The organism is Microtetraspora sp. NBRC 16547 (genome assembly GCF_030268965.1).
Classification (GTDB): Bacteria; Actinomycetota; Actinomycetes; order Streptosporangiales; family Streptosporangiaceae; genus Microtetraspora.
The window spans coordinates 187,734-198,304 of sequence record NZ_BSSE01000015.1 but is presented as its reverse complement, the minus strand read 5'-3'; the positions used below and the strand labels follow the sequence as shown (position 1 = coordinate 198,304).

Genomic DNA, 10,571 nt, shown 5'->3' with positions numbered 1-10,571 from the left:
GACCAAGGATCTGCCCGGCACCACCAAGGGCGGCCCTGCCGGGCGGATCACCGGAGCCCGCCTGGTCAAAGAAGCCGACAGCTGGCACATCGTGTTCCGAGCCGAACGCCAGGTGCCTGCCCCGGCCGGCCATCCTGGCCCGCAGGTCGGGATCGACCGGGGAATCAACGTCGCCCTGGCCCTGTCGGACGGCACCACACGCGAACACGGGGACTGGCTCGCCAGCGGCGAGAAGGAACACCTTCGCCGCTTGGAGAAGAAGTCCGCCCGCCAGCGCCGCACTCGCACTCCCGGCCAGCCCACATCCAAACGGCTGAGCCGCACCTACGGCCAGATCGCCAAGGCCCGCGCGACAGCCAAGCGTCGGGCCTTGGACTGGCAGCACCAGACCACCACCGAACTCGCCGACACCTTCAGCGTGGTCGTAGTGGAGGGCCTGAAGATTACGAACATGGTCCGCTCTGCCAAGGGCACGATCGAACAACCCGGCCGGAACGTGACACAGAAGGCAGGGCTGAACCGCGCCATCACCGGCGAGGCGTGGGGTCGCACAGTCACCCTGCTGGAGTACAAAACCCGTGATCGCGGCGGGCTGGTGGTAAAGGTTCCCGCCCCGGGCACGTCGCAGACCTGCCACCAGTGCGGGCACCGTGACGCTGCCTCCCGTGACGGCACTCGGTTCTCGTGCGCCAACCCCGCGTGCGGGTGGACCGGCCACGCTGACACCAACGCCGCGATCAACATCAGCAACGCCGCAGGAACTGTGGTGTCAGGACGTGGAGACCTCGGGGCTGCCCGGTCTGTGAAGCGTCAACCCCCGCGCGCCGCTTAACCATGACGCGACGGGAGAGTCTCCGGCCTTCAGGCCGGAGAGGAGTTCAAGGATCCCCGCAGCGCGGTTCCTCCCGGCTCAGAGCTAATGCAGGGCTAGGAGCGGCGCGGGTCATAGTTCTGGAACTCGAACAGGCGGATGTGGCTCTGCGGCAGCAAGGGCACCCCGCTGCTGGAGTCCAGTACCACCCGGCGGCCCAAGGGCTCGCGCAGCGTGACGCCGATCCGGTCCGTCTTCCCTATGGCGTTGCAGACTTTCACGTCGTCGTTGAGCCGGACGTCGACGTCCACGACCACCGCTTCAGACGTCTCATGGACGCGCGAGCCGTACGTCGTGTCGCAAATGCCGTGCACATAGCTCAACTGGAGCTCAGTCGGCGCGCGCACCTCGTAGGTGTTCACCTCCTGGATCCCGTGGTCCAGCGGTCGGGGCGGCCCGCCCATCGCCGCAGGGTCCACCGCCACCCGCCGGAACGGTTCCGGCACACCCTTCACGGTGAAGTCCCACGTCGGTACCCGCACGTTCCCCCGGCTGCTGGGCATCATGGCCTCGCCCCGTGCCACCGCGATCACGCGCAGCGGCCGGCAGCCCTTGGCCGGGCACTTCTCGTCAACGAAGGACTTGGGCTTGCTGAGCCCGGCGTAGGCGGCTGTGGCCGCCAGCACCGGCACGCTCTGCGTGCTTTCATCGGCCCAGCGCAGCTTGGCCGAGGCGGGAACCTCGGCCGGGAGCTCGGTCTCCAGCTTCCAGGCGCTGTTGATCACGCTCCGTCCGACCCAGCGGGGCATGCGTCCCCAATCAGGCTCCAGGGTCAGGTTTCGCAGCGGGACGAACCCCGCGATCCAGGGCTCTCTCTCCGCCGAACTCTGCCAGCGTTCGGCGACCTCACGGGCGCGGTCCGTGAACTCGTCGGCAGTGACCGGAGCTCGGGTGGAACCGCAGGCCGTCGAGAGCATGACGAGCACTGCGGCTGGAAATATCCTCATGTTCGGTAGACGCACGGGCGGGGCGGAGCGTTTCGCTCAGCCGCTGTCAGGAGGCACACCAGAGCCAAGCTGGATCGGTTCGCTTTTTGGACACCGGCCCAGAGCCAGTGCCGCATCAGGCAGCGTTTGCCCTGGCGGCATTCTTACCCAGATGCAGGGGAAGCCCTTTGTGATACGTTCGACGGCGCTGTGCGCTGGTGCGAACTGAGGAGGTGAGACCGATCAACGCTGTGACAGGTCGGGACTCCCTCCCTCGCATGGCCTAGGGAGCGCCCGCAGAAGGCATCCCGAAAGGCATGAAACGCTATGCGCTTCACCTCTGAGACGTCGTCTGACGGTGTCTCCGAACAGCTCTTCACCCTCGATGAGATTCCCGGCGTGCTGTGGACGCCAGAAGGTGCCGCCGGTACGCGTCCCCTTGTCTTCATGGGACACGGCGGCGGTCAGCACAAGAAGGCCCCCGGCATCGTGGCCCGTGCGCGCCGCTTCGTGGCCGAGTGCGGGTTCGCGGTGGTGGCGGTCGACGTGCCCGGCCACGGCGACCGGCCGACGGACGAGGAGTACAACCGGATCGCGACCGAGAACCAGGCTCGCGCGGATGCCGGAGAGGAGCTGGCTCCGCTGATCGCCGGGTTCCAGGCGCTCGTAGCCCGCCAGACCGTCCCGGAATGGCAGGCGGTCCTGGACGCGGTCCAGCGACTCGAGCACGTCGGAGCTGGTCCGGTGGGCTACTGGGGCGTGTCGTTGGGGTGCGGACTCGGCGTTCCGTTCGTCGCCGCCGAACCCCGGGTCCGCGCCGCGGTGCTGGGCCTGGGCGGGGCGTCGGCATCGGCGGAGGCCGCCGCGAGAATCACCGTCCCGGTGGAGTTCCTGCTGCAGTGGGACGATGAGCGGATGCCGCGGGCCCAGGGCTTGGCGCTGTTCGACGCCTTGGCCTCGGCCGAGAAGACGCTGCATGCCAACCCCGGCAAGCACGGGGAGATCCCGGCATTCGAGCTGGACAGCACGCTGCGGTTCTTCGCCCGGCACCTCGGCTGCCGCCTGCGGTGCGACGCGCCGATCGGGATCCGCTCCCGATCGGCGCGCTCGGAACACTGGGGACCGGTCAGGTCTCCTCGTCCATGAGCAGGAAATCGGGCCGCGAACGGTCCCATTCCGGCGCGTCCAGCGTGTTGAGCGCCGCGAGGATCCGCTTCTCCTCGTAGACGAAGTGGGTCTCCATCAGCGCGGCGAGGCTGTCCAGCTCGCTGCGCAGTACGACGGGGTCGGTCTCTCGGCCCAGGCCGTCGAGGAGGGCCTGCAGCCGCCTGAGGGAGTCCTCCACGAGCTGATGGTCGCGGCGCAACTCGTCCAGCACGGGGCGCAACTCGGGGAATCGCTCCGCGAGCACGGGGAAGGCGCCGCCGTCCTCGCCGACGTGGTGTCGCTGGAGGGCGGTGCAGAAGGTCAGGCAGTGGGCCCGCAGGTCGCGGGGGCGGGCGCCTCCGGCGAGATAGGCGTCGACGTCCTCGCGGAGGGCGGCGAGCTCCTCGCGGAGCCAGAGGTGTACTTCGATCAACTGGTTGCCGAACGCCGCCAGGCGCTCGTGGGATGTTTCCATGGTCGTCCCATGTTCCGGCGCCTCCATGTCCTCGGCGATCTCCTTGCCGGGTACACCGCGACGCAGGCATGGACTACATCATGATCGCGGCCGCCGGTCAAATCGCCTGAACATGACCGGTCATCCGGTGCCCCGAGCCCGCGCGAGCGGAGCGAGGCCAATGGGCACGACCCGATACCCCGGTTGCGCAGTTGTCATGATTTATCGGGAAATGACCATTACCAGCCTAGGTCTTGTGACCTGACGTGGTCCGTGTTGACATGGGCGTCGTTCCTCAGACGAGATCAGAGAGGCCCTGATGAAGAAGGTCGTTGTTCACAAGCCCGGCACGGTCCAACTTTCCGGCCAGGCCAGCGCCAAGCACCACGCGTGAGCGACGGGCGAGACCGGCCACCGAACGGCATGGTCTCGCCTTCCGGGGTGACGAGGGGAGCCGGTGTGCGTCATCTGTGGGTCCGGGGGCAGCGCTGGAACGGGGAGCGTGACATCCCCCCGCTCGTGGCGCCTCCGATCGTCGTGGACGGCCCGATGGGCGGTCGGACGGGCGATCCGACGGACGGCGGGACTGGCGATCGGGCGGACGGCGGGCCGCACCGCCGGCGGGCCGCGCCGTACACGATCGCGAGCGCACTTCTCCACAGGCTCGTGCCCCAGGCACGACGGGAACTCCTCGAAGCTCACGACATTGAGATCCGCGCGGCGGCTCCCGGGCTGAGGGACATGGTCCCGGCGGTACGGGAGTCGGCCGCGGCGCATCTGCCGAAGGCGGAGCGGATCCTCGTCCCCGCGCCACGCCGTACGCTCCGGCTCTCCAACGGGCTGGTGGAGTTCATCCACGATCACCTGAAGGAGGCCGGGGCCGGCGCGCTCGTCGTGGAGCGCGCCGACGCGGCCGACGAGACGGACCAGGAGTTCCTCGCCGTCCTGCTGCGCAGGATCGATCCCACGCTGCTCACCGTCGTCGTCTGCGCCGAGGCCGGGGATCCCGTCCTGGCCACCGCGCTCAACCGGCACGCGCTCCCCGTCGCCCTTCCCGTCGCGGCCGAACCCCCGGCGTACGGCGCCGCGCAGAGGGAGACCGGCGCGCAAAGCGCCGAGGAGAGCGGCCCCGAAGTCGTGGAACGGTACTTCACCGAGGGCTTCCACCACGCGGCGGCGCGGCACGGCGAGCGGGCGCTCCGCGACGCCGACCCGAAGGCCGACCCGGACGGCTGGTGGTCGCTCGTCCACCGCACGGCGGGCGCGCTCGCGGCCGTCGAACGCGAGGACGACGCGCGGGCACTCCTCGACCGGGCACGGCGGGAGAGCACCGACCCGAAGAACCGCGCGACCGCGGCCTACGCGACCGCGATGCTGCTGGTACGGCACCACGATCCGGCGGCACGCGACGTCGGCGAGGCGCTGTCGTGGGTCAACGAGGCGGTCGCCCTCACCTCGTTGCTGCCCGACAAGAGGGAGCGCGCCTTCCACCTGAGCTTCGACCTGAACGGCAAGGCGCTCGTGGAGATGCGCGCGGGCCGACCGGGCGAGGCGCTCCGGCTGGTGGAGCAGGCGATCCTGCTCGCCGAGCGTGATCTCGACCCCGGCGAGCACCCCATCCACCGGCTGGTCCTGCGCGCGAACCGGGCACAGCTCACCGCGATGCTCGGCGATCCCGAGGCCGCCCTGGCCGACCTGGACGCCGTCATCGCCGCGGATCCCGGATATCCCGACTACTACATCACGCGGGGCAACCTGCTGCACCGGCTCGGCCGTCCGGGAGACGCCGTCGCCGACTACGAGACCGCCATGCGGGTCGGTCCGCCTTTCCCCGAGGCGTACTACAACCGGGCGGAGGTCCGGTTCGAGGCCGGGGACCACACGGGCGCGCTGGCCGACCTGGACTACGCCCTCGACCTCGACCCCGAGTTCGCCGACGCCTACGCCAACCGGGCCGGTCTCTTCGCCGAGTTCGGCGAGTACGGCAAGGCGCGCGCGGACGCGCTCCAGGGCCTCGCCCTCGACCCGCGCAATCCGTACCTGCTGTGCGTGCTCGGGCAGGTGGAGGCGGCCGAGGGCAGGCACGCCGAGGCCAGGAAGGCCTTCGACGCGGGGTTGCGCCATGATCCGGCACTGGCGGCACTCTGGGCGAGCCGGGGGATGCTGGCGTACGAGACGGGCGAGCCGGAGCAGGCGGTGGCCGATCTCACCCGGGCGCTCGAATGCGGGGATGACGCGGCGATCCGGTTCAACCGGTCCGTCGCGCTCCGGGAGCTCGGCCGAGAGGAGGAGGCGCGGGAGGACCTCCTCCGCGCCGCCGAACTCGCCCCGGAGGACGAGGACGTCCGGCGAGCGCTGGAGCTCAGCCCCTGATCGTGGCGCCGACGATCCGGACCACGGAGAGTTCGGTGGACGCTCCGGCTCAGCTTCTGATCGTGGCGCCGCCGATCCTCGGATGACTTACAGCCAGCCGCGTTCCTCGGCGATCAGGGCGGCCTCCATGCGGGTGGCCGCACCGACCTTGCCGATGGCCGCCGACAGGTGGTTGCGCACGGTCCCGTTGGACAGGCTCAGTGCCCTGGCGATCTCCGAGACCGTCCCGCCGCGTCGCGCCGCGCGCAGCACGTCGCGCTCGCGAGCGGTCAGGGGATTGGCCCCGCTGGTCAGCGACTCGGCCGCCAGCGCCGGGTCCACGACCCGCAGGCCCGCGTGCACGCGTCGCACCGTGTCGACCAAGTGTTCGGGCGAGGAGTCCTTCACCACGAAGCCGGACGCACCGGCCCGCATCGCCCTGGCGAAGTAGCCGGGTCGCCCGAACGTGGTGCAGATGACTACCCGGCACGACGGCAGCGCCTGGCGCAGGCGTTCGGTGAGGGCCAGGCCGTCCATGCCGGGCATCTGCACGTCGATCAGCGCCACGTCGGGGCGGGTGCGCACCGCCGCTTCCAGCGCCTCGTCGCCCGTTGCGGCCTGGGCGACCACCTCGATGTCGGGCTCGAGCGCGAGCATCGCGGCGAGTGCGCCTCGTACCAGCGCCTGGTCATCGGCGAGCAGGAGCTTGATCATGTGCGGCTCGCCCGGAGCAGGAAGCCGCCCTGTGGCAGCGGGCCTGCATCCAGCAGGCCGCCCACCACGCGGAGCCGCTCCGCCAGCCCGGCCAGGCCGTTGCCCGGCGGTTGCGCAGCGGCGGTGGCGTGGCCGTCGTCGCGGATCTCCAGGCTGGATTCGCTCAGGGTGACCTCGCAGCGGGTGGCGCCGCTGTGCCGGATGACGTTCGTGACGCCCTCGCGCAGCACGTACGCGAACGGCTCCCTGAGGTCTTCGGACACCTGGTCCACGCTCTCAGGCAGAACGGCGCCGATGCCGGCCGCCTGCAGCGCGGCCCGTACCCCGCTCAGCTCGGCCGTCAGCGACGGCCTGCGGGAGCCCGACACGGTGGCGCGGATCTCGGCGTGCGCCTGCCGGGAGAGCCGTTCCACGTCGCGGAGCTCGGCGAGTGCCTGATCGGGGCCGCCGCCGCGCTCCAGCAGGCGGCGGGCCAGCCCGGCCTTGGCGGTGATCGTGGTGAGGCTGTGGCCGAGCACGTCGTGCAGGTCGCGGGCCAGGCGCTCGCGCTCGGCGGCGGTGGCCAGCGCCTCGATCTCCTTGTTGGCCTGGCTGAGCTGGACGAGCAGGCGGATCAGCAGCAGCACCGCGACCGGGGTCACAATCTGGGTCAGCACGGGCGGGATCAGCTCCCACGACAGGCTGCCCGTCGCGCCGTACAGGGTGAGCAACCGGGTCACCGCCGCCGCTCCGGCCAGCATCAGCGCCCAGGCGGTGGGCAGCAGCCAGGCGGCCGCGCTCAGGGTGAAGCCCAGCAGGGCCAGCGGCTCGCCGCCGTGGGCCAGCGGCACGGCCACGCCGAGTGCGAGCAACCAGGCCAGCAGCGCGACCCGGGTCCTGGGCCGCCAGGTCACGCCGTAGGCCATGGCGGCGATCCAGCTCGCGCCGTACGCCAGCGCCAGCACGACGGCCAGCGCACCGCGCCCCGGTCGGAACGCCTCCCACAGCGGCCAGGCCAGCAACCCGGCCAGCACCGCCAGGCCGCGCGCCCACCGCCACTGGTGGGCCCCACCGCGCTCCGGACGCCACGACGGCCACGCACGTTCCATAGTGTCAGCCTATTGACGATCAGGCGCGGGCGCCGTCGCGCCGGTACCGCACCACCACGGCCCCGCCCAACACCACCGTGTACGCCGCCAGCACCGCCAGCGCCACGCCCAACCGGCCGTTGCCGAACACGGCCCCGTGCCCGATCTCGGCCAGCCAGTAACTCGGGAGCGCCTTGGCCACCGCCGCCAGCACCGGCGGGAAGGAACTGACCGGGATCAGCAGCCCACCGACGAAGCTGAGCAGGAGAAGCACTCCGCCCTGGTAGGTCTGCATGTTCTGCGCCGAGCAGAGCTGCCCAACGAGCAGCCCGAGCAGCGCGAACGGCACCGTGCCCAGCCAGATCCCGAACACCGCCTGCGTCCACGCGACGTCGGCCAGGCGCACGTCGGCGGTGAGCGCGGCCACCAGCGCCACTCCCACGACGGGCGGCAGCGCCACCAGCATCGCCACCGCTCCCTTGGCCACCAGATAGCCCAAGCCGGACAGCGGGGTCAGCCGCAGCTGCCGCTGCCAGCCCGCGCCCCGCTCCACGGCCGTGCGCGCGCCGGTGTCCAGCGCCGCCTTGAACGCCCCGAACGCCGCCAGCCCGCTCATCAGGTACGCGGGCGCGGCGCCCTGGCTCTGGAACAGGTTAGACAGCAGCACGAACAGGCCCACCGGAAGCGCCACGGCGAACACCAGGAACCTGGAGTCCCGCAACGCCCGCCTGACCTCGAACCGCAGGTAGCCGCTCTTCATCGCGCCGCCACCTCCTCGGTGGCGCGGCTCGCGCCGGTCAGCAGCACGAACGCCTCCTCCAGGCTCGCCGAGCGGATCTCGATGTCGCGGGCGTCGGGATGGCGGGCCAGCAACGCGCGCAGCGCGGCATCGGAATCGGAGCACCGCAACGCGACCCGGTGGTCGTCGCCGACCGGCTCCGCGTCCACCACGCCGGGCAATGCCGGCAGCTCCGGCAGCCGGGCTCCAGGGACGACCGCGGTCACCGTCCGGCCGCCCACCCGCGCCATGACCCCACTTACCGGCCCGTCGGCGACGATCGTCCCGTCCCGCATGAGCACGACCCGGTCGGCGTGGGCCTCGGCCTCCTCCAGGTAGTGGGTGGTGAACAGCACGGTCCGGCCCGTGGCGGCGAACTCGCCCATCGCGTGCCAGAACTCGCGCCGCGCCGTCACGTCCATCGCCGCCGTGGGCTCGTCCAGAACCAGCAGGTCGGGGTCGGACACCAGCGCCATGGCCAGCCGCACGCGCTGCTTCTGCCCGCCCGACAGCCTGGCCGCCCGCCGTTCTCCGAGCTCGCCGGTCCCGGCCAGCCGCAACGCCTGCGCCACGGGCATCGGCGCGCGGTGCATCGAAGCGATCATGGCCAGGATCTCGCGTACGGTGGCGTCCTCCAGCAGCGCGACCTCCTGGAGCATCGCGCCCACAACGCCGTCCGCGACCGCCCGGTGCGGGTCCTTGCCGAAGAGGGTGATGTCGCCGGAGTCCGGCGGGGTGAGGCCGAGCATCATGTCGACGGTCGTGGACTTGCCCGCGCCGTTGGGCCCGAGCAGCGCCACGACCTCGCCGGGCGCGATCAGCAGATCGATCCCGGCGACCGCCGTCCGTTCGCCGTAGCTCTTGCGCAGGCCACTGAGGGCCACCGCATGGGGTGATATGCGTTCCATGCCCGCCAGCCTGGCCGCGGCCGGCCTCACGCTCCTGGTCCACCTGTCACGGTTTTGCTGTGACGGGCGCCACACACCACTCCGCGATCACTGGGCCAGGGGGTCGGACGTGAGGAAGCCCCGGAGGTCGTTCAGGTGGGGGTCGATGTCGAGTCCCTGCCGGGTGAGCCACCCGTCGTCGCCGTAGGTGTCCCGGTAGCGCTCGCCGCCGTCGCAGATCAGCGTGACCACGCTGCCCCGCTCGCCCGCGGCCCGCATCTCCTTGATGATCTGCACGGCGGCCGCGACGTTGGTCCCGGTCGACCCGCCCACGTCCAGGCGGGTGACCTCCTTGACCCAGCGCATGGCGGCGATCGACAGCGCGTCGGGCACCTGGGTCATCCGGTCGATCACCGCGGGCATGAACGACGGCTCGACGCGGGGGCGGCCGATGCCCTCGATCCTGGAGCCCGTCCCGACCTGCTCCTCGCGGGCGACCCAGGACGGGTAGAACGCCGAGCCCTCCGGGTCGGCCACGCAGAGCCGGGTCTGGTGACGCCGATAACGGATATATCGCCCGATGGTGGCCGACGTGCCGCCGGTGCCCGCGCTCACCACGATCCACGCGGGCTCCGGATGCCGTTCGAGGGCCATCTGGTTGAAGATGCTCTCCGCGATGTTGTTGTTGCCCCGCCAGTCCGTGGCCCGCTCCGCGTAAGTGAACTGGTCCATGTAGTGGCCGCCGGTCTCCTCGGCCAGCCGCCGGGACTCCGCGTAGATCGCGCGCGGGTCGTCCACGAGGTGGCACTTGCCGCCGTGGAACTCGATGATCTCCCGCTTCTCCGGTGACGTGCTCGCCGGGATCACCGCGATGAACGGCAGGCCGAGCAGCCGGGCGAAGTACGCCTCGCTGACCGCGGTGGAGCCGCTCGACGACTCGATGATCGTGGTTTTGGGCCCGATCCAGCCGTTGGCCAGGCCGTACAGGAAGAGGGAACGGGCGAGCCGGTGCTTGAGTGAACCGGTCGGGTGGACCGACTCGTCTTTGAGGTAGAGGTCGACGCCCCAGTGCGGAGGGAGCGGGAAGACGTGCAGGTGGGTGTCGCAACTGCGGTTCGCGTCGGCCTCCACGGCCTGGATGGCCTCCGCCGCCCAGCGCCGAGTGTCCGGGTCGTGTCGTTCCACGTATTTCATGCCATAACTCTATCTAGTGACCTTTGCCACAATTTCTACAGGATCGAGCAATGAGTGTTATTGTAATGAGACTTACTCGGGCCGCACGTGACTTCGCCGTGCCGGTCCACGTCCGCGGTAACCCTTCTGACCAGGCAAGACCCTTAACGCTTCGCTTACGAGTCCCCTGCAACGATGTCGAG

Annotated in this window: 10 protein-coding genes; 3 read left to right on the top strand and 7 right to left on the bottom strand. The window is 70.8% G+C overall.

Going from position 1 to position 10,571, the window contains the following annotated elements; genetic code table 11:
• Positions 1-832: RNA-guided endonuclease InsQ/TnpB family protein (locus tag QSK17_RS21400; RefSeq protein ID WP_285706765.1), on the top strand; the 832-nt coding region annotated here is incomplete at its 5' end.
• Positions 833-927: 95 nt separating this feature from the next.
• On the opposite strand, the gene QSK17_RS21395 is transcribed toward QSK17_RS21400, so the two are convergent.
• Complete coding sequence (locus tag QSK17_RS21395) at positions 928-1,818, bottom strand: hypothetical protein (RefSeq protein WP_285706763.1); 891 nt, start codon at positions 1,816-1,818, stop codon at positions 928-930.
• 306 nt (positions 1,819-2,124) lie between these two features.
• Here QSK17_RS21395 and QSK17_RS21390 point away from each other — a divergent pair, with 306 nt between their 5' ends.
• On the top strand, positions 2,125-2,943 hold the full coding sequence (locus QSK17_RS21390; RefSeq protein WP_285706761.1) for a dienelactone hydrolase family protein: 819 nt from the start codon (positions 2,125-2,127) through the stop codon (positions 2,941-2,943).
• Here the strand turns inward: QSK17_RS21390 and QSK17_RS21385 are convergent.
• Positions 2,924-3,418, bottom strand: coding sequence for a hemerythrin domain-containing protein (locus QSK17_RS21385; RefSeq protein ID WP_285706759.1), 495 nt, complete (start codon positions 3,416-3,418; stop codon positions 2,924-2,926). The two genes, QSK17_RS21390 and QSK17_RS21385, sit on opposite strands and share 20 nt — an antisense overlap.
• A gap of 438 nt (positions 3,419-3,856) precedes the next feature.
• Here QSK17_RS21385 and QSK17_RS21380 point away from each other — a divergent pair, with 438 nt between their 5' ends.
• Positions 3,857-5,770 (top strand): tetratricopeptide repeat protein, encoded by a 1,914-nt coding sequence (locus QSK17_RS21380; protein ID WP_285706757.1) that lies wholly within the window; start codon positions 3,857-3,859, stop codon positions 5,768-5,770.
• 87 nt (positions 5,771-5,857) lie between these two features.
• On the opposite strand, the gene QSK17_RS21375 is transcribed toward QSK17_RS21380, so the two are convergent.
• The 5 genes from QSK17_RS21375 to QSK17_RS21355 all read right to left on the bottom strand — a co-directional run bounded on the left by QSK17_RS21375 (position 5,858) and on the right by QSK17_RS21355 (position 10,389).
• Positions 5,858-6,463 carry a response regulator transcription factor gene (locus QSK17_RS21375; protein ID WP_285706756.1) on the bottom strand — a complete coding sequence of 202 codons (606 nt, stop codon included), beginning with the start codon at positions 6,461-6,463 and terminating at the stop codon, positions 5,858-5,860.
• Positions 6,460-7,551, bottom strand: a complete 1,092-nt coding sequence (locus QSK17_RS21370; RefSeq protein ID WP_285706755.1) for a sensor histidine kinase — start codon at positions 7,549-7,551, stop codon at positions 6,460-6,462. The genes QSK17_RS21375 and QSK17_RS21370 overlap by 4 nt, the downstream gene beginning before the upstream one ends.
• A gap of 19 nt (positions 7,552-7,570) precedes the next feature.
• Positions 7,571-8,290 (bottom strand): ABC transporter permease, encoded by a 720-nt coding sequence (locus QSK17_RS21365; protein ID WP_285706753.1) that lies wholly within the window; start codon positions 8,288-8,290, stop codon positions 7,571-7,573.
• Positions 8,287-9,216 carry an ABC transporter ATP-binding protein gene (locus QSK17_RS21360; protein WP_285706751.1) on the bottom strand — a complete coding sequence of 310 codons (930 nt, stop codon included), beginning with the start codon at positions 9,214-9,216 and terminating at the stop codon, positions 8,287-8,289. Before QSK17_RS21360 ends, QSK17_RS21365 begins: the two co-directional genes overlap by 4 nt.
• A gap of 87 nt (positions 9,217-9,303) precedes the next feature.
• Entirely contained in the window at positions 9,304-10,389 is a 1,086-nt protein-coding gene (locus QSK17_RS21355; protein WP_285706750.1) for a PLP-dependent cysteine synthase family protein, read from the bottom strand.
• Positions 10,390-10,571: the final 182 nt, after the last annotated feature.